Raw genomic sequence first — 17,423 nt, forward strand, 5'->3', positions numbered from 1 at the left:
TCTGGGCGATAACAACGATAAGGGAACCATGAGATGCACAACACCAAAACCCGTCTGGCGCTGCTGATCGGCTGCATGGCGCTGAGCGCCAACCTGTGGGCCGAGGCGCAGCCGGTGCAGGCTACCCTGGCCGGGCATGCGCTGCTGCCGGTGAAATCCGCCGTTTCCGCACCCAAGGACGCGCCGGGCGATCTGCAGCAAAGCGGCAAATACACCAGCGGCAAGCGCGTTACCGCACTGGGCAGCGTAGCGGGCAAATCCGCCGATCGCCTGACCGGCATCGGCCTGCCGATTGCAGGCCAGCCGCTGCAGGGCCATTCCGGCATCAAGCACCTGCCCGACGGCACTTACTGGGTGCTGACCGACAACGGTTTCGGCAGCAAGGCCAACTCGCCGGACGCCATGCTGTACCTCAATCATTACCGGATCGATTTCAAAGAAGGCACGGTCACGCCGCTGAAAACGGTATTCCTGCAGGATCCTGATAAAAAAGTGCCTTTCCACATCGTCAATGAAAGCACCGAGCGGCGCTACCTGACCGGCAGCGATTTCGACCCGGAAAGCTTCCAGTTCGCCGATGATGCGCTATGGATCGGCGATGAGTTCGGCCCTTATCTGATCAAGGCCGACCTGAACGGCAAGGTGCTGGCGGTGTTCGACACCCTGGTGGACGGCAAGGTGGTGAAATCGCCGGACAACCCGACGCTGACCCTGCCGGGCGCGCCGGACGGCAAGCAGAACTTCCAGGTGGCGCGCTCCAAAGGCTTTGAGGGCATGGCGGCTTCGCTGGACGGCGGCAAGCTGTATCCGTTGCTGGAAGGCGCGCTGTGGGACGGCGAAAAGTTCGAAAACGTCGACGGCAAACGCTACCTGCGGGTGCTGGAATTTGACGTGAAAAAACAGGCCTGGACTGGGCGCAGCTGGCAATATGTGCTGGAAGACAACCAAAACGCCATCGGCGATTTCAATATGATCGACGCCACGCATGGCCTGGTGATCGAGCGCGATAACGGCGAGGGCACGCCGGACAAAGCCTGCACCGCCGGCGCGCCGACCGACAACTGCTTCAGCCAGGTGGCGAAGTTCAAACGGGTGTATAAAATCGCCTTTTCGGACGACAACCTCGGCAAACCGGTGGAGAAACAGGCCTATATCGACCTGCTGAAAATTCAGGACCCGAACCAACTGGCGCGCAAACCGCTGAACGACGGCGTGCTGACCTTCCCGTTCTTCACCATCGAGAACGTCGACGTGGTGGACGCCAGCCATATCATCGTCGGCAACGACAACAACTTCCCGTTCTCCTCCAGCCGCCAGCCCAACGTGGCGGACGACAACGAGTTTATCCTGCTGGACGTGAAGGACCTGCTGAAGTAACCCCGCCGGCCGCCGGCAGCTTCGCCGACGGCCGCACCATTTCCCTCTTAGCGCTAAGGATAAACTGCGCTATAATCAGCCTCTTGCTTCTTCTGACTCCCGAAGGAAGATCCTCGTCCCCGGTGGGGCGGCCGGACTTCAAATCCGGTTGGGGCCGCCAGCGGTCCCGGGCAGGTTCGACTCCTGTGATCTTCCGCCATTCGAGTTCTTCTGAAGTCTCCTCAAGTCAATAAACCCCTTAAAAAATCATCCACGGGTGTCAACCGACGTCCACTGAAATCAATACGGTTCTGGGGGCATAATGGGGGGCATGGAATGGATGCTATTCTGGAGATGATGTCATTGAGATATATGTCGTAATGGGGAAGATGATTGCGGGCGTGATTGCTGACAGGCTCGGGAACCGCATCTGATGTTCAAACGCCTGGAGCTCGTGGAGAAGATGAACGACATCATCGCTAAGCATTGTCCAGGCATGTTGCCGGCAAAATAAACGCCAGACGCGTAATGAGCCCCTACATGGATCTCTGGCATACTAGGTGCATTACAGCACGGTAAGTCAGATTAAAACGGAGGCGACATGACAAACAAGCAATTAACCCAATCACCGGCAGGTGAGTTTGTGATGTTTGCCAGCGATGACGGCGAAGTGCGCGTCGAATGTCGTTTTGAGCAAGAAACGCTGTGGCTGCCCCAGGCGACCATCGCGAATCTTTATCAAGTGACTCCCCAGGCGATTACGCAGCACATCAAAGCGATCTACGAAGAAGCGGAACTTGAACAAAACGCAACCTGTAAGTCTTACTTACAAGTTCAGCAGGAAGGGGCTCGTCAGGTAAGTCGCAATATCCTGCACTATAGTCTGCCCGTTATTCTTGCCGTCGGTTATCGTGTTCGTTCACCCCGAGGCACTCAATTCCGCCAGTGGGCGACCCAAACACTCCAGGAATACCTGATCAAAGGTTTCGTGATGGATGACGAGCGGCTTAAAAACCCGCCCGTGGGTTCATCCGCAGTGCCTGATTACTTTGATGAGATGCTGGAGCGCATCCGTGATATCCGTGCCAGTGAGCGTCGGGTTTATTTGCGGGTTAGGGAGATCTTCGCATTAGCCGCCGACTACCAACCTTCACTCAAAGAGACAACGTTGTTTTTTCAAACCATCCAGAACAAGCTGCATTTTGCCTGCACCGGCCACACAGCTGCCGAACTCATCCATCAGCGTGCCGATGCCAACCAGCCCCATATGGGGTTGAGCAGCTATAAAGGCGAGCAGCTGCGCAAAAGCGATGTGACAGTGGCGAAAAATTATCTCAATCAAGACGAAGTCAGCGAACTCAACCGCGTGGTTAACATGTGGTTGGATTTTGCCGAAGATCAGGCGCGGCGGCGTCAACAGGTGTTCCTGCGTGACTGGCAGGATAAGCTGGATCAGTTTCTGCAATTCAATGACCGTGACGTTCTGCAAGGGGCTGGCACGGTCAGTAAGAAAGCGGCAGATGAAAAAGCGCAGGCTGAATACGTCCAGTATGCCGAGCAGCAGCGCCGCTTAAAAGAAGCTGCGGGGGAAAAGGATATTGCCGGTTTGTTGCGGTGGAAAACCGACACTAAAGAGCGCCCATAAAGCCCCTTGAACCCCACAGGCAAAATTATTTGGGGGCACCAACCAAAATCGAACACGATAAAACCAAGTAAGCTCAATGGTTATAGATATCAAATGCGACTCCTGTGATCCCAAAACATCTTCCGTACTCATCCGATAAAATCCAAAAAATCATTTTTTTCAACGACTACGGCAATGCATCAGAGCGGTTTTCTGTGAAATTTTCTTATAGTTGGTGGAGCCGAAGCTGGGAAAGCGGGTAAACTCTGGTCGTATGTCTTTTAATCACTTGAGGTTTCATTATGGATGATGGCATAAAAATAGTGATGTCCCCGGTTCAGCTTGCTGCTGCGCTGTCTGATAAATCGGTTACGGAAGGCGAAACGCTAAGTAATCGTTTATATGGCGGGCTTGGACTTGTCATGGGTACGCTGGAGCTTGCTGGTGCGGCCGCGCTGTGCATGGTGCCAAAGCGAAGGAAGAATTGGCCGCACGTCTTAAAAGTACTGAACACCGGGTACGAAAGCCTAATGCAGTCAGCTCGTTTAGTAATATCAATTTGGCAGAGGCATCCATCTCCAACGCGCTGAAGGTAAATAAAGAGTGGATAAAGCTTTGGGCAGCAGGCCAGCCACGGCATAATTTAGTTATTGCATACGATACGGGAAAAGTAATTGGTTATACTCTGTTTCGAGGTAGCGACAAGCTGGTAAATGCCACTAAGGTAAAGGTCGTGCTTAAATATGAAACCTATAATGGTAAGTCATATTATATTTTAACCGCATTCCCCGAGGTTTAACTTATGCTTTTAACCACTAACATTGACATTATGATTGAAGGTACGCTGAATCAGGACTTCGATTATATTACCGGGGCGGAGACTATTGATGATGCAATCGATATCTATACAAAAGGATTAACAACGCAAGATCGTCAAGATTTGAAAAAAGAAGTGTTAGCGTTCCTGTCGAACGATGACAGTATTATCGAGTCTGAATTCAAAGCGCGTTATTTTAACTATTTTGCGCCAGAGGATGGCAAGGGATTGCTTTTGCGCGTGCTTGAGGGCATAGAGAAAGCTGAGCAGGCGTAAGGTTTGACCGTCGGGTACCCGAAAATCAGTTTATCAAGCCAGATCGACAGGGGCACGCAGCTTGTGGCGTGAGGCTTTTTTGCTCTGGGAAGCTGATGTTGGAGCGACTGTGGCGCTTCGCTCTTCCCGTTAGCTAAAAGCTCGACTCATTCACCCCTGCTTTAAGAGTCTCTGTCGCCACGCGTAATTGTGTATAGGTGTGTGTGTATTGGTTCGTGGATATTTTATTTTATGCATTAATATCAGCATGTTATTCTGATGGTTTGACTCCTGTGATCCCGCCAATCAAGTTCTTCTGAAGTCTCCTCAAGTCAATAAACCCCTTACAAAATCATCCACGGGTGTCAACCGACGTCCACTGAAATCATTACGGTTCTGGGGGCATAATAGGGGTATTGTCGTGATTAACTAAAATTGCCTGTTTAATTTTCTGCAACCCTAAATGCTTCAGCCATGCGTTCCTGTTCCCGTAGAGGCAGCGCCAAACGATTAGCAATGGTTCTCCACTGGCTAACGATGCCAATAAAATTTTCGATTATTTCATCTGCTTCATCCATGCTTAGGCGAAAGTATCCGGCAACCTCACGTGCCAATTCGAGCTCTAACGCATTATCTGACTCGGTGATATTAAGTTTCAGGCCGTCAGACCAAGGGGCCGGATTTATATCGTAGGCTTCTGAAAGCCGCCAGCCCCTGCCGGGCACCAAAATAAACCCGTGATTACGCAAGTGATCGTCTGTGTTGGATACGAGGATATTGAAAACGATCCTCGACCAGAGTTCCCTAAGATCGGGGTTGGTTTGCGAACCCTCTCTTATCAGAACTTCGGCAAGTTCCAGATAGCTGGCACCGGTCGAGGCATCATCACCATCCTGATGCCGGGTCATCGTCATTGCGGAAGCAAAATGAAGGCGCCGTCCGGTGCAGGTACGATCGAACCTACGGACCATAAAGCAGTGATGATCGCAGGCAAATTTATGCGCTTCTGCTGCCGCGACGTTCAACCCACAGCCAACGGCAAGTGCATTGACGACCATCTCCCAACCACCGACATCATAATCGTCTCTGGTACTTGGGAATTTTGCGATATAAAGATGGCCGTGCTCATCAGCAACGCTGGCCTTTGGCCTTGCACCACCCAGAGAGCCACCTGGAGCAATGAGCATCCGCAACCATTCCTGGCCCTGCGGGGATGTATTGTCAGGATCCTCTTCCAGTGCACGGCTGGCTCTTTCTAAAGCTTGAATTTCGGTAAAAGGTGGAGCCGCCACGCCAATTCTGTTATCGAGAAATTCACCTTCATCTTCAAGTTTATAACGTAGAGCGCCTACTCGATAAAGGTCATGCACCCCTAAGAGATAACCTGATTCGTATAGTCGGGTTCCCACCGCTTTACTGCCTGCACGAATATCACGTTCAAGGCGACGCTTCATTAGCAACCGGCCCCAGCGATCGGGGCTGGAATCGCCAAATACCCCGAACTTATCCTTTGGCTGAGTGGGATACTGAGCACCGGTAACTAGCTGTATTTCTGGGTCAAGTTGTAGATGATTAAGAGCGGGATCGGCCAATGCCAGAGGATCGTATTCAAATTCAAAGAGTTCTCGCATGCGCGTTTGTCGGCTATGTAAGAAACCCATCCGTTTTGGCTCTGGTAATCCATCCCAGTCTGCGTATACACCGATCATTGCCATTGTTAATTGCCTTTTATTGGTTTTTTCAATGGTTTTAGCAAGGAAGCCAGATCCGCCGAGGTTGTGCCTGTCGTTTTTCGGACGGTATTGTTTGGGGGCAAGTCGGCTTTTGTTGTTGCTTGCTTATCTGACTCTGCGTTCCTGGCATCAGTCATGGTTTTTTTGCGCGGAGGGGTAACTTTAGAAGATAAAACGTTTACGTTCTTTATCAGGCGAGAATCCTGAAGCTGGCGACCCAGTTCGTCTTCGGCTACCAGCTTATTCAGGTCATTTTCAAGCCCCAATACCTGCATGACGGACAGGTAAGCGCCAATCGTGACGCCTGCGCCCCCCGCTTCGAGGGAGCGTAGCGTCATTGGCGTCATGCCTGCCCGTTCTGCAACCTGTTTGGCCGTCAGCTTCCGGCGTAGGCGAGCAAGTTTCAGCCGCTCACCAAAGTCAGTAAGCAACTGGTTTGTGCCAGGAAGCAAGGGTGCTGTTTTTTTAGCCATAGTGATAATATTTTATCTTTAAGAGATAGATATAGCCATAATATTAGCATATTTGCGAAGGCTGGATGACATGGTATGGAGTGCTAATATTACTTCTATAAATCCTTTAAAAGGATAAAATATTAGCACTTTTAGTGTTGGGCTTAGGTAGGGCACTCTGCATTTGGTCTGCAAAAAGACACTCGCGGTCGGTGTCTTTTTTGCAGGTTTCGCCATTAAATCAATAATACATAGCGGGCAAACTAGGACTGATAAACATGCTCTTCATACATCTGCAACAGATGGTTGTTCGCCTGCTCGCTCAGTTCCGACAGGGCGGGGAGCAGATGCGCAGAGGCTTTGAGCCAGGCGCTGATTTGCACCCTGCTGCTTGTTGAGTGCTGTTCCCCATTTTCCAGCGATTCCGCCAGATACGCTAAGCCATGACATAACCCTTCTGCGGACTCCTGAGCCACGGCGCTGAGATCGCACAATTGAATATCGCTGAGCTTATAGAATTGCAGGTCGGCAATGAGGTTGCGGAAGAGGGTGATGGAGCTGTCGGTGGTTGTTTGATTCATTTCAGTCATGATGATGTTCCCTTGAAGGGTGGTTATCACCACTGCCAAAGAGTTCCAAGCTTTGGTGGTGGCCCAGACAGGTTTGGAACTCCGGCCCTTCAATCACCGGCCAACCTTGCGGTTGCCCTGCCTGAGCCACCGAACTGAGTGTGCACGTAGGCGCTGAAAAAACACAAGTCTTTTCAGAGTTGAAGGGGGACGGGGTTCCAATCCCGGCTACGGATTTTGCCGCAGCAAGAAGACTATATTCCGGCGATAACGCTCAGGGAACAGGCTGGATGGATTTACAGGGATTCGTTGCGGGGATTGGAATCGGGCTCGCAAAATGGGTAACAGCGCCAAATTCTGGCTAGCCCACCGGTTTTGCCGCAGTGGCGCGTCGGTAAAGTGCGCAACGGAAGAAAATAGAGCGAAAAGCCCCTTCCAAAGAAAGAGGCTAAATAACCAACGGGTTATGCGTACTGAGTGAGCTTCCAGGTAACGCCCTTACCGCCATAAGGCGGCATGATATTGCCTTTGGCGATTGGGGCGGTGGTGGATGGCGTGCCGACGACTTTCCAAACGCCGCTCTCCGGGCATTTTTGCCCGGTGGAGGCGGTAGTGCCGATAGGTGCTTTAGACATAGCGATCTTTCCTTAATCAGGGCGGCGCCAGGGTAGCGTCGCTAAGACAGATATTTACACGTCCTTGTATATATTCAACCCGCAGGTCTGAATATGAAATATACGCCTGAACTTTATTTTTTATAATGCCATGGGTTCGCTAATTGTGAATATGGCAGTGTTTTATTTTAACCAATAGATTAATGTGATGTGTTTTTATAAATAATATTTATATTGTATTGGATGAGGTTGTTTGGTTTTTTTATTTTGATTAATCAACTGGATGGGTTTTTGTTTTATACGGATTTATGGGGTGGGCCTGGAATGAGATGTTTTTTAATCGGAATGTCGTAGGGGCGATTTATCGCCTTGCCGTTAGCGGTAACCTCGAACCGGATTAACCTTCCTTGCACAGCAGGCCGATTCTTCTCTTCCCTATGCGGCATTAGCCGCTATCATTACGGGTGTGACAAAACGGCTGCCGCGCTGCGCGGCGCCTCTGGGATAATGACATACTGAACTAAGGAAAGATTCACCATGAGAAATATTTTCTTCTTTGACGCGATGCTGACGCCGAAAATCATCACCGTTGTTTATTGGCTGGCGCTGTTGGGCGTGTTGATCAGCAGTATCGGCATGATGTTTTATGGCGAGTTCTTCCGCGGCCTGTTCGGCCTCATCCTCGGCGGCGTGTTTGTACGCGTGGCGTTCGAAATGATCATTATTGCGTTTAAAAATAACGAATACCTGCGCAAGATCGCCGAAAAGCCGTAATCTGCCAAAAAACGCCGGGTTGCGCGTGATCGCCATGCTGGGGCTGTGGTTCTCGTTGCCAAAAGGCAGCGCTGGCGCGCGCCCTGACGTCAAGCGCGAGCTGTCGGTGCTGGTGCGGCCGCAGGTGCTGACCGCGCTGCTGACCACCGTGCTGGGGGCGGGCGCGATGTTCACGCTCTATACCTACATCTCGCCGGTATTGCAGCACATCACCGAGGCGACGCCGCTGTTCGTGACGGTGATGCTGGTGCTGATCGGCGTCGGTTTCTCCATCGGCAACTACCTCGGCGGCAAGTTCGCCGACCGTTCCGAGAGCGCGACGCTGAAGGGCTTCCTGCTGCTGTTGGTGGCCATCATGCTGCTGATCCCCTTCCTGGTGCGCAGTGACATCGGCGCCGCGATCGGCATGGTGATTTGGGGCGCGGCGACCTTCGCGGTGGTGCCTCCGCTGCAGATGCGCGTGATGCGTGTCGCCAGCGAAGCGCCGGGGTTGTCGTCTTCGGTCAACATCGGCGCCTTTAACCTGGGCAATGCGCTGGGCGCCGCCGCCGGTGGCGCGGTAGTCTCCGCCGGGCTGGGATACAGTTTCGTGCCGCTGATGGGGGCGATCATTGCCGGATTGGCGCTGCTGTTGGTGCTGTTCACCCACCGTCAGGCTGAGAAAGTGGCTTACGCCAACGGTTAAACAAAATAATGTGTGGCGGGACGCTGCCCGCCGCACGATGTTTTGAGCGCGCCGGGCATTGCGTGCGGCGAACAGTCACATGCCGTAGCGGAATTGCTCAAAATCAATGGCGCCGGACGCGCGCACTTGAGACAACGCCGCGCCATACTGCAGCAACAGGTTTAGCTGGTAGTCGATCCTTGCCCGCAGTAGCTGCTCATGGTCGTCAGCGGGCAGCGGGGAGCTCAATGTATCGTTGGCATAGCGCACGATAATATGATCCGGGAGATAGCAGATATGGTTGTTTTTATAGCCGCTGCTCCGCAGTTCATGGATCGGATAAGCGCCGCCCATGCCCGATGACACGCTGACCAACAGCGCCGGTTTATGGCCGACATATTCTGCTTCGCAGAGCAGTAAGAAGTTTTTCAGCATCGGCGGTGCCATGCCGTTCCACTCTGGGGTAACGATAATCAGGGCTTCGGCCTTGCTCAGGCGTTCATGGCACGTTTTAAGCACCGACCATTTCTGCTCATTCGTTTCCATATCTTCATCCCACAGGGGAAGATTGATTTCCGCTAATTCAAGCGTATCGACAAAGTGATCCTTCTGTTGGAGCTGACGGGCAATATAATTCGCCACATTTCGGGAGTTTGATTGTTTGCGATGGCTGCCGGTCACGATAGCGACATTCATTACGATCTCCTTATTTTCTGCGGCCGATTGGCATAAAACGACCACAACATTAAGCTGACAGGGGCGATGGCGCTGATCATCAGCACATAGGACCAGGCATATTCGTAACTTTCCTGGAATAGGATGACGACCAGCCCCGTCGCAAGCACGCGGTTGATCAAGGTGAATAACTGGCCGGTCGAAAAAACGCGTCCGATTTTTTCACTGTCTATTTCGGTAAGAACGACATTCTGGCTGCTTATGCGTGATGCGGAATTGAATAAGCCTAGGAAGAAGGCCCCGCATAAAATCACCGGCAACGTGGGAGAGCTGGCGATCAGCAGAACCGTTAAGGCGAAACCGCCGGTAAAGAGGTGAACCAATTTCCTCGCGGGGAATTTGGGTGCCAGCCAACCCAACAGTAGGCTGACTAAAATGGCGCCCAGGCCATAAATGATGCCGAAAGAAGCGTAAGACTCAATCGAGGCATGCAGAACTTCATGCATAAAGGGGGCCTGAATCACATTAACCACCATGATGCAGACGAAGGGCACCGCGCCGATCAGAAGATACAAAATGACATTCCGGTTTTCCGGCTGGAACTGAATGAGCGAACTTTTTGGCATCTGAGCGTTTACAGGGGAGCGCCGCTGGTAGGGGATGGCTAACAAGATAAACAGAGAGATGACGATCAGCACGACCAGCAACACAAAAATAGTGTCATAGCTCAAATAGGACGATACGGAGATGACCAATAGCGCAGAGATCAGCGTCGATGCTTGCGATTCCATCTCAAGAAGAGAGTTGGTTCGTGACAGGTAATCACCGCTGAAAATATCTTTAATAAACCCCTGCCGGGCGATATAAAAAATAGCGTAATAAAATTGAACGACGAAATAGGAGGCGACTAAAGGTAGCATAATGCTAAAAGAGAAATACCGGCTGCAAATAGCCAGAATGAAAGCGATGCAAATGAGGACATTGAGCGCCGTGAGCAGGTTTTTCCTATTGAATTTGTCGACCAGCATGCCGATCCATGGCGTGATGAAGATCAGCGTTAATGAGGACATTGTCGCCATCATCGCCAATAACCTGGGTTGCTCACCGTCATTGCTGATATACCAAGGGATGATATACATCCCTATGCTGACGGCGACCGAGGAGAAGAAATTAGATGCTATCAATAAGGCCAGGCAAGTGTTTTGCGAAAAATTCATGAGTATCACGCCATCTTCAACGGTACGCCGGGTTTTATCTGCTCGTTATGCAGTTCGTATTGTTGAAGATAGCCTGAGCGTCCTAAAGTCGCAAATATATTATCATTGATATGTATAATGTTTTTCATGTAGTCCTCGCTGTTATAGACGCTGTCTAACTGAGTCGCGGACAAACGGTCATAGAGCCAGATTCTGCGGTTGTATGTGATGAAAACGATATAGTCATCAATGAAAACGAAGTCCTCCACCGTATTGTCATTCGGGCGAATAAATTCAACATGGTGTTGCCACTGTTCATCAAAGAAGATTTTATGGATGGAGCCGCTGTAAGAAATATAGAGCGTCCGGTTATCAAACCACTTGAGGCGTTTGGGCAATCGGCAGTCGGTGGTTTCAACGACCCGCTTCTGTTCCAGGTCATATAAATAGATTTTGCCCAGGCGTTCAGCAAAGGCCAGCGTCGCGCCATCCGGCGAGACGCCCAGTGACCAAATCGGTTCGTCCCCCTGATGAAGAGCGGTGATCTGACCGCGGTAATATTGATAGACGGTGCCGTCTTCGCTGGCCAGATAGCAACACTGGCGCTGCGGGCAGTAGCAGACGTCGCGAAAGGCGGTGGGCAAGTCGTGCGTCATGCTGGCGCCGTTTTGCTTGACGATGATGCGTCCACGGCTCATCACGGCGATAAGGTCATCGTCTTCCATAGGGACAATGCGTTTGATGTATCCACTGTCCGTATCCGTTAAAAGGTGTTTGGTTGGAAGGCCGAGCAAGGCACCATCCTCTTGCAGCGGAATACGATACATGTAGCCGCGTTCGCCGGCGCAAATGATTTCGTCTCGGCGGCGATAGGCCGTCCAGATGGCGTCTGGCGTATTCTTTATCATCGCCAGCGTTTCCCCCGTCAGGATATCGCTTTTGAGTAAACTGCCGTCGCGATTTTGCACAATGACGATGCGATCGCTATTTTTAACGAATTTTGTCCACCGCAGTTTGAATGCCGCAGTCAGTGCCACTCCCGTGCTTTTCAGCGAATCAAGATCAATGCGGTAGATCCGTCTGTCAAAGCTGCTGGCCAGGCAAGTTTTCTTGTCGTGGCTGAGAGTGACATGCTCCATGTCGTCATGCGCGAAAACTTCGCCGTTGCGATAGGTCAGCCGCCTGTTCTCATCGATTTGCAATTCCAATACGCGGCGTGAGTCGCAAGCGACAATGTAGCGATCGTCCTCTAGCGGTTCGAACCAATGCACGGTTTCTGTGAGCCCTTCGGGTTTGATGCTGTTTTGCAACTCGCCGTTGGCGATGAGTCCGATAGTGCCGCCCGTGCTGCCTGCCAGCAGATAGTGGCCTGACGATGAATAGCAGAGCGTTGCAATATCTTCTTCGCATACGCGCACTTGAGAAAGCTGCGTTCCCGTAAAGTCCAGTTCGACGACGGCGCTGTTGCCGCTGCGCGTGGCTATCTGTGCTTTGGTCGGGTGGATGGCGATCGCCTGAGAGGTCGAATGAAAGATGCCGAAATCGTCCGGCCCGATATCGCGGACCGAGAACAGGGAGACGATGTCGAGGCGATGGTCGGCATCGTAGCGCAGGATGGAGACTTTCCTGTCGCCGGATAAACAAGCCAATAACTTTCTTTCCGGGGAAATGGCAATCGCTTCAATCGTTCCCCAGTGGATTTTTTTTCGTATGCTTACCGTGAACGAATCTACAGGTATGATTAATATCTCGCCGCCTTTCGTGCCGGCGAAAGCAATATTCATTTCCCGGTCGTAGGCGAAAGCATTAATGTTCTCTTTAGACATATCGTATCCTTTGGTAAGCGGCGCCAATATTGATAAATGGTGAGCAGGATCACCTGTTCACCATTTATGACTAACAAAAAATAAAGAGATTACTTCTCAGAGCGAATAGCTTTCTGAACGCTGATAGTCTTAGGTGCATTGGCAGTTGCGGTTTTGATTACTTTCATGTGAATCTCCTAAGTTTATGTCGGTTTGCAGTTAGCATGACTTTTTTCATGCTGTAATCAGTATTGCTTGATGTGTTTGAGGATGTAAAACTGTTGAATCTTACAGGGCGGCTACTTTCTCTTTTTGCTGGTTGTGAGCTGCTTTGCGTTTTTGTTTGGTGATATGTTTCGGCTTTTTTTGTTTTGTGGTTTTTTATTCTACCTGGTGGCGGTTTTATGCCATTTGTTTTCCAATGGCTTCTTACCTGTCAAGATTAACAGTTATTTATTCCAGCATGCTGACTTACTCTCTTTTCGATGATCTCTGAGGAGAATAGCTATGCTGACAGTCAGAAATAAGATAAAAATTTTTATCACAGACAATAAAATAACGTCATGGTTTTATAGCTTCAATAACATTGATTGTGAGGCGCTTCTTATTCATATCCCAAAGCAGAATAAAGAAGGTGGCGAGATTACATCGCAATCGCAGGGAACCCCTTATCTTCGCATTCATTCCCAGTGTTTAACCGGCGATGTTTTCGGTTCTAAACGTTGTGAATGCGGCAACCAGTTACACGAATCGATAAAAATCATGACGGAGCATGGCGGATATATCGCTTACTTGCCTCAGGAAGGGCGAGGCATAGGGCTGTATAACAAACTCGATGCGTATGCCTTGCAAGATCAGGGGCATGATACGTTCCAGGCGAATAAACTCTTGGGATTCCCTGAAGATGCACGGGAATATCATTGCGTCTCTGAGATGCTGTTGGCGGTGGGAATAGAAAAGGTCTTTTTGCTGACGAATAATCCGGATAAACATCAGGCGCTAACCGATTCAGGCATCGCGGTTGAAAAAGTGGTTTCCACATCGTGCTTTATGGGACGCGACAACCAGAAATACATACAGGCAAAGGCGGATATCGCCAGACATACGTTCGGAAAAGTTGTTTCTATCTAATAGAACCAGGAGATGACTATGTATCACACCAGTCCGATTAGCGGTATAGCGACAAACAACGTTTATGTTGCCACTGCCGGTTATGACAATAAAGTGATTCTCTGGGATGCGAAAACGCATTTGCCTCTTTCTGTCAGTTACCACGACCATTTGGCCAATCAGGTGACGTTCAGTCCTGACGGCCGTTTCGTCGCCTCGTCGAGCAGCGATTACAGCCTGCGTGTGTGGAGCGTTCCGGATCTGCAACTTTATGCGGTCATGCGGCACGACGATGACGTCGAGGGCATCAGTTTTCATCCGACCCAGCCCTGGATAGCGACGGCGTCTCGCGATCGGCACGTTCGCGTTTTTGATCTGCACGGTAAGCTGCTGGTCAAGTTTTCGGGGCACACTGCCGATGTCATTTCCGTTGAATGGAAGGATGAGGACGTATTGGTGTCCAGTGGGGATGACGGCACGATCCGCTATTGGAGCCTCTCTCAGCAGAAACAAAGCGCCATGATTGATATGGTCGGGGTGGAAACGGATACGCTGTGCCTGACGAAAGAAGGGTTGCTGGTTTCTGGTGATGACGAAGGCCGCATCACGGTATTCGACGAGCAGGGGAGGCAGGTTTCACAAGTGGACGCGCATCAATCAGGCGTCAAACGTCTGATTGTCAAAAATAACACGGTCATCAGCTTAAGTTACGATCGGTATTTCAGAATATGGAATTTAGGGCGTGACGGATTAAGCCTGGTTCACCAAGACAAAATACTGCCGCAAGTCTGGCCGCGTTCCAGCGACATCATTGGGGATCGCTATCTGGTGTTTGTCACTTTTGGCGACAGATACGCCACTTATGATTTGGATAAACGGGAGTGGGTGGAAAATGAAATTAAAGACACTCACGGAATTAATGCCGTTTATGCCTGTGGCGACGATATTATTTTTACCGGCGATGCCGGTAAGGTGGTGCGCAACGGCAAAGTCATCAATCAGCTTCCCTCGCTGTGTAACTTCATTATTCAAGTGAACGGCGTCGTGTTGCAAGGAGGGCAAGATGGCGCGGTTTATAATGGCGAAACCGGCGACGTCGTTTATCAACATCATTCCCCGTTGAATTGCCAGACGGTGCTGAAACACCCTGAAGGCTCTTTTGTTTTGGTTGGCGCCTATACGGGAGAGGTGATTGTATTGCGCGTAGACGATAACGGGCGCGTGAGTTGGGAGAAGAATATCCAGGCGCATAAGAACGCGATAAAAGGCATGGCGATCAATGGCGCCATACTGTTTACCGCCTGTGCGGATCACACCGTGGCCGCCCACGATTTAACGGATCTGGCCCAGCCGACATTACGCTTCGTCGGTGAACACGACATGATTGTGAACGGCTGCGTCGCGTTGGACAACGGTTTCGCCTCCATCAGCCGCGACAAAACATTGCGGTTGTGGAGCCTCACGGGCGAGCAGCAGATTATCGATTCACCGCACCAAAACTCGATTAAATGCATCAGCTATGCGCCAGAATATCATTTGATTATGTCAGGCGACTATCGGGGAACCGTTGCTGTATACGATCTCACGCAACAGCGCTGGGTCATGGTGAAGAAGGTTTCCACCGCCGGTATTTCCTGCCTTGTTTTTGATGCCGCCAACGGTCGTTTCATCGCTGGCAGTTACCTGGGTGAATTGCATTTCATCCACGCGGCGGCATGCAGCCGCGCGGGGGGGAAACATGCGGCCTATGCATGACATCAATCAGCTGTCCGATCGTGAGGCGATGGGGATGGAGCCCTATTTCTATGCTTCCGAGCTGGATAACCTTGATGCCGCGATGGCGTCGTTATCCCGCTGCGCCGTCAGCGATCTGGCCGGCATCGTTGAAGATGAACACCGGCCGCTAACGGTGCGCTATGCCGCCGGTTCATTGCTGGCATTGCACGGTGATCCGCGCATCAACACTCTGGCTCCCGCGATGGTTGCGCTGTGCGAAGCGGACGTGGTGCTAGGGCGCGATGTGGAGCAGGTCGATGGGATATGGCAAGAATATGCGGCGGTAGGCGTCAAACGGGAGTGGATTGCCAAGGAGGCGCCGGCATATCGTTGCCGGATCAAGCGGTTCAACTTGGCGAAGTATTGCGTCACGCATCAGGAATATCGCGATTTTCTGCTCGATAGCCGCTATGAAAGATTGCCCGCCGGCTGGTCGTTCGGCAAATATCCTGTCCATCTCGCCAACCATCCGGTGAATTCGTTGGCGCTGGAGGATTGCGAAGCCTACTGCCGCTGGCTGTCCGCCAAAACGCAACGTGCATTTCGTTTGCCGACGGAGGCTGAATGGGAGTATGCCGCCAGCGGTGGCGTCCGGCGAGAATTTCCCTGGGGAGAAAGCTACCGGCGCGATTGTGCCAATACGTTAGAGCTGGGGTTGCTGACTACCACGCCCGTCGGCATGTTCCCTAAGGGAAACTCGGCCTTTGGTTTGGCTGATATGGCGGGGAATGTGGAAGAGTTTACCGCGACGCCTTATCTGCCGTATCCCGGCGGCGAGGTGGTGGATGACGATCTGTTTCGGTTGGATGAGCAAACGCCTTACCGGGTCGCCCGCGGCGGCAGTTTCACCCGACACCATGACTTGGCTCGCTGTACCAGGCGGCACGGTGCGTATCCAAAAGCCATTTATGTTATGGGCTTTCGATTGGCTGAAGATATCAAGACGCCCTAAATTTCTGTACGGTCGCCGCTTCAGCACAGCAGCGGCGTGATTGCGCCGGAGAGCAAAGCATGCGTGATGGTCTGATAGCGATTCTGAGTGCCGAACTTTTCGGAGATGTTGTTCAGATGAAAGACGACGGTGCGATCGGAACAGCCGATGATTTGCGCGATTTCCCATGAGGTTTTGCCTTCACAAGCCCAGAAAAGGCATTCCTGCTCGCGTCTGGTCAGCTTGATGGTTTGTTGCTCGAGGGACTGCACCATTTTTTCATGGATATAGGGCGTTATCGCCAGGATCTCTTTGATGCAGCGCGCATAGTCGTCATGGCTGGGGTTTTCGTCGACCGCGTTGATGCTGACAATGCCCAAAGTGCTGCTCTTCCCTCTAAAAGGGATGCTGAAACCAGGCCCAATGCCAAAGCGCAAGGCGTTTTTCAATACGGCTTTGCCATCGGGGTGAGCATCTTTTAACAGCTTATACCAATGGATTGGCGTGCTGGATGTTTTCGCATAGGCCAGGATGGGATCGTAATCATGATAATTGTTTTCATCATAATGTATTCGCCATTCTTTAGGATAATTTTCAATCACTATGCGTTCCGTTTTGGTCAGTGAACGGGAAAGAAACATAGTGATGCTAAAGAATGTGAAACCACATGAGATGATTGATTTATTAATTGATTGATTTATATCATTATTGTTTTCATCTAACGAATCAAAGGCATCTTTCATTCGTCGGCTTCCTTTCATGTAAAATCAGCTAAACAATTCATTAACATTAATGTTGATTAAATGTAAAGTAAAGTTTAATTAAAGGTTAAATGTGGCGATACATTTATGGGGGTATTTTTTAATTATATTTCATACTGATAGGTTTTTTTTTCGTTTAACTATCCTGAATGGTTATTTGCTTTTGTGACTAATATCACGATTCATTACGCGTTCAATAGCAGCATTCATTACCTTTTAGCTTCGGTATCCCGGGTTTGGCTGCTTTTCTAAGGAAATAGACGAAGGCTGTCGCGGGAGTTACTGCGTTTTTGCGGGCAGACCCCATGCCT

The 17,423-nt window shown here is 50.9% G+C and carries 16 protein-coding genes, 1 tRNA gene and 2 pseudogenes; 11 read left to right on the top strand and 8 right to left on the bottom strand.

The genetic code is table 11. The annotated features are described in order from the left end of the window. Nucleotides 1–33 precede the first annotated feature (33 nt). The 6 genes and pseudogenes from D7I37_RS07560 to D7I37_RS07585 all read left to right on the top strand — a co-directional run bounded on the left by D7I37_RS07560 (nucleotide 34) and on the right by D7I37_RS07585 (nucleotide 4,073). Nucleotides 34–1,377: an esterase-like activity of phytase family protein gene (locus D7I37_RS07560; RefSeq protein ID WP_129543511.1), complete on the top strand. Its 1,344-nt coding sequence runs from the start codon at nucleotides 34–36 to the stop codon at nucleotides 1,375–1,377. Nucleotides 1,378–1,481: 104 nt separating this feature from the next. Beyond that, nucleotides 1,482–1,576: transfer RNA gene (locus D7I37_RS07565), tRNA-Sec, on the top strand. Between the two features lie 207 nt (nucleotides 1,577–1,783). Continuing rightward, nucleotides 1,784–1,870 (top strand): annotated as a pseudogene (locus D7I37_RS07570) (restriction endonuclease subunit M); the annotation flags it as partial. 87 nt (nucleotides 1,871–1,957) lie between these two features. After that, nucleotides 1,958–3,001 carry a virulence RhuM family protein gene (locus D7I37_RS07575; RefSeq protein ID WP_129543512.1) on the top strand — a complete coding sequence of 348 codons (1,044 nt, stop codon included), beginning with the start codon at nucleotides 1,958–1,960 and terminating at the stop codon, nucleotides 2,999–3,001. A gap of 436 nt (nucleotides 3,002–3,437) precedes the next feature. Beyond that, nucleotides 3,438–3,779, top strand: a complete 342-nt coding sequence (locus tag D7I37_RS07580; protein ID WP_242502876.1) for an RNase A-like domain-containing protein — start codon at nucleotides 3,438–3,440, stop codon at nucleotides 3,777–3,779. A gap of 3 nt (nucleotides 3,780–3,782) precedes the next feature. Beyond that, nucleotides 3,783–4,073, top strand: coding sequence for a contact-dependent growth inhibition system immunity protein (locus tag D7I37_RS07585; RefSeq protein WP_129543513.1), 291 nt, complete (start codon nucleotides 3,783–3,785; stop codon nucleotides 4,071–4,073). Between the two features lie 422 nt (nucleotides 4,074–4,495). Here the strand turns inward: D7I37_RS07585 and D7I37_RS07590 are convergent, their stop codons facing one another. The 4 genes from D7I37_RS07590 to D7I37_RS26990 all read right to left on the bottom strand — a co-directional run bounded on the left by D7I37_RS07590 (nucleotide 4,496) and on the right by D7I37_RS26990 (nucleotide 7,441). Then, nucleotides 4,496–5,767 (bottom strand): type II toxin-antitoxin system HipA family toxin, encoded by a 1,272-nt coding sequence (locus D7I37_RS07590; RefSeq protein WP_129543514.1) that lies wholly within the window; start codon nucleotides 5,765–5,767, stop codon nucleotides 4,496–4,498. A 2-nt stretch (nucleotides 5,768–5,769) separates the two neighbouring features. Next, the gene (locus D7I37_RS07595; RefSeq protein WP_129543515.1) at nucleotides 5,770–6,258 is read right to left on the bottom strand and encodes a helix-turn-helix domain-containing protein; all 489 of its coding nucleotides are present in this window, start codon (nucleotides 6,256–6,258) and stop codon (nucleotides 5,770–5,772) included. A 242-nt stretch (nucleotides 6,259–6,500) separates the two neighbouring features. Continuing rightward, complete coding sequence (locus D7I37_RS07600) at nucleotides 6,501–6,827, bottom strand: hypothetical protein (protein ID WP_129543516.1); 327 nt, start codon at nucleotides 6,825–6,827, stop codon at nucleotides 6,501–6,503. Nucleotides 6,828–7,270: 443 nt separating this feature from the next. After that, on the bottom strand, nucleotides 7,271–7,441 hold the full coding sequence (locus tag D7I37_RS26990) for a hypothetical protein (protein WP_165283088.1): 171 nt from the start codon (nucleotides 7,439–7,441) through the stop codon (nucleotides 7,271–7,273). A 516-nt stretch (nucleotides 7,442–7,957) separates the two neighbouring features. Between D7I37_RS26990 and D7I37_RS07610 the strand changes: the two genes are divergently transcribed. Both D7I37_RS07610 and D7I37_RS07615 read left to right on the top strand, forming a co-directional pair. Beyond that, nucleotides 7,958–8,194, top strand: a complete 237-nt coding sequence (locus tag D7I37_RS07610) for a DUF4282 domain-containing protein (protein WP_061797970.1) — start codon at nucleotides 7,958–7,960, stop codon at nucleotides 8,192–8,194. A gap of 13 nt (nucleotides 8,195–8,207) precedes the next feature. Further along, a pseudogene (locus tag D7I37_RS07615) lies at nucleotides 8,208–8,879 on the top strand (MFS transporter); the annotation flags it as partial. 75 nt (nucleotides 8,880–8,954) lie between these two features. Here D7I37_RS07615 and D7I37_RS07620 read toward each other — a convergent pair. The 3 genes from D7I37_RS07620 to D7I37_RS07630 are packed head-to-tail and all read right to left on the bottom strand — an operon-like array spanning nucleotide 8,955 to nucleotide 12,555. Continuing rightward, nucleotides 8,955–9,554 (bottom strand): NADPH-dependent FMN reductase, encoded by a 600-nt coding sequence (locus tag D7I37_RS07620; RefSeq protein ID WP_061797895.1) that lies wholly within the window; start codon nucleotides 9,552–9,554, stop codon nucleotides 8,955–8,957. Continuing rightward, complete coding sequence (locus D7I37_RS07625) at nucleotides 9,554–10,750, bottom strand: MFS transporter (RefSeq protein WP_095094941.1); 1,197 nt, start codon at nucleotides 10,748–10,750, stop codon at nucleotides 9,554–9,556. The genes D7I37_RS07620 and D7I37_RS07625 overlap by 1 nt, the downstream gene beginning before the upstream one ends. A gap of 5 nt (nucleotides 10,751–10,755) precedes the next feature. Beyond that, nucleotides 10,756–12,555: a WD40 repeat domain-containing protein gene (locus tag D7I37_RS07630; protein ID WP_061797897.1), complete on the bottom strand. Its 1,800-nt coding sequence runs from the start codon at nucleotides 12,553–12,555 to the stop codon at nucleotides 10,756–10,758. Between the two features lie 486 nt (nucleotides 12,556–13,041). Here D7I37_RS07630 and ribA point away from each other — a divergent pair, with 486 nt between their 5' ends. Genes ribA through D7I37_RS07645 form a run of 3 tightly spaced genes read left to right on the top strand, consistent with a single transcriptional unit; the run spans nucleotide 13,042 to nucleotide 16,372 of the window. Next, on the top strand, nucleotides 13,042–13,665 hold the full coding sequence (gene ribA, locus D7I37_RS07635; RefSeq protein WP_061797898.1) for a GTP cyclohydrolase II RibA: 624 nt from the start codon (nucleotides 13,042–13,044) through the stop codon (nucleotides 13,663–13,665). Between the two features lie 18 nt (nucleotides 13,666–13,683). Next, entirely contained in the window at nucleotides 13,684–15,399 is a 1,716-nt protein-coding gene (locus D7I37_RS07640) for a WD40 repeat domain-containing protein (protein ID WP_073970307.1), read from the top strand. After that, nucleotides 15,392–16,372 (top strand): SUMF1/EgtB/PvdO family nonheme iron enzyme, encoded by a 981-nt coding sequence (locus D7I37_RS07645; RefSeq protein ID WP_083950372.1) that lies wholly within the window; start codon nucleotides 15,392–15,394, stop codon nucleotides 16,370–16,372. The genes D7I37_RS07640 and D7I37_RS07645 overlap by 8 nt, the downstream gene beginning before the upstream one ends. 20 nt (nucleotides 16,373–16,392) lie before the next feature. Here the strand turns inward: D7I37_RS07645 and D7I37_RS07650 are convergent, their stop codons facing one another. After that, nucleotides 16,393–17,094, bottom strand: coding sequence for a LuxR family transcriptional regulator (locus D7I37_RS07650; RefSeq protein ID WP_073970304.1), 702 nt, complete (start codon nucleotides 17,092–17,094; stop codon nucleotides 16,393–16,395). Between the last annotated feature and the right edge of the window lie 329 nt (nucleotides 17,095–17,423).

Origin of the sequence: Serratia sp. 1D1416 (genome assembly GCF_003641105.1) — a bacterium.
In the GTDB taxonomy this organism is placed as follows: domain Bacteria; phylum Pseudomonadota; class Gammaproteobacteria; order Enterobacterales; family Enterobacteriaceae; genus Serratia; species Serratia ficaria.

Excerpts from the sequence above, each read along its gene's own strand:
- ribA (WP_061797898.1), top strand. The coding sequence starts at position 13,042 with ATGCTGACAGTCAGAAATAAGATAAAAATTTTTATCACAGACAATAAA.
- D7I37_RS07620 (WP_061797895.1), bottom strand. The coding sequence starts at position 9,554 with ATGAATGTCGCTATCGTGACCGGCAGCCATCGCAAACAATCAAACTCC.
- D7I37_RS07625 (WP_095094941.1), bottom strand. The coding sequence starts at position 10,750 with ATGAATTTTTCGCAAAACACTTGCCTGGCCTTATTGATAGCATCTAAT.
- D7I37_RS07585 (WP_129543513.1), top strand. The coding sequence starts at position 3,783 with ATGCTTTTAACCACTAACATTGACATTATGATTGAAGGTACGCTGAAT.
- D7I37_RS26990 (WP_165283088.1), bottom strand. The coding sequence starts at position 7,441 with ATGTCTAAAGCACCTATCGGCACTACCGCCTCCACCGGGCAAAAATGC.
- D7I37_RS07645 (WP_083950372.1), top strand. The coding sequence starts at position 15,392 with ATGCATGACATCAATCAGCTGTCCGATCGTGAGGCGATGGGGATGGAG.
- D7I37_RS07630 (WP_061797897.1), bottom strand. The coding sequence starts at position 12,555 with ATGTCTAAAGAGAACATTAATGCTTTCGCCTACGACCGGGAAATGAAT.
- D7I37_RS07595 (WP_129543515.1), bottom strand. The coding sequence starts at position 6,258 with ATGGCTAAAAAAACAGCACCCTTGCTTCCTGGCACAAACCAGTTGCTT.
- D7I37_RS07575 (WP_129543512.1), top strand. The coding sequence starts at position 1,958 with ATGACAAACAAGCAATTAACCCAATCACCGGCAGGTGAGTTTGTGATG.
- D7I37_RS07650 (WP_073970304.1), bottom strand. The coding sequence starts at position 17,094 with ATGAAAGATGCCTTTGATTCGTTAGATGAAAACAATAATGATATAAAT.
- D7I37_RS07640 (WP_073970307.1), top strand. The coding sequence starts at position 13,684 with ATGTATCACACCAGTCCGATTAGCGGTATAGCGACAAACAACGTTTAT.
- D7I37_RS07560 (WP_129543511.1), top strand. The coding sequence starts at position 34 with ATGCACAACACCAAAACCCGTCTGGCGCTGCTGATCGGCTGCATGGCG.
- D7I37_RS07590 (WP_129543514.1), bottom strand. The coding sequence starts at position 5,767 with ATGGCAATGATCGGTGTATACGCAGACTGGGATGGATTACCAGAGCCA.
- D7I37_RS07610 (WP_061797970.1), top strand. The coding sequence starts at position 7,958 with ATGAGAAATATTTTCTTCTTTGACGCGATGCTGACGCCGAAAATCATC.
- D7I37_RS07600 (WP_129543516.1), bottom strand. The coding sequence starts at position 6,827 with ATGACTGAAATGAATCAAACAACCACCGACAGCTCCATCACCCTCTTC.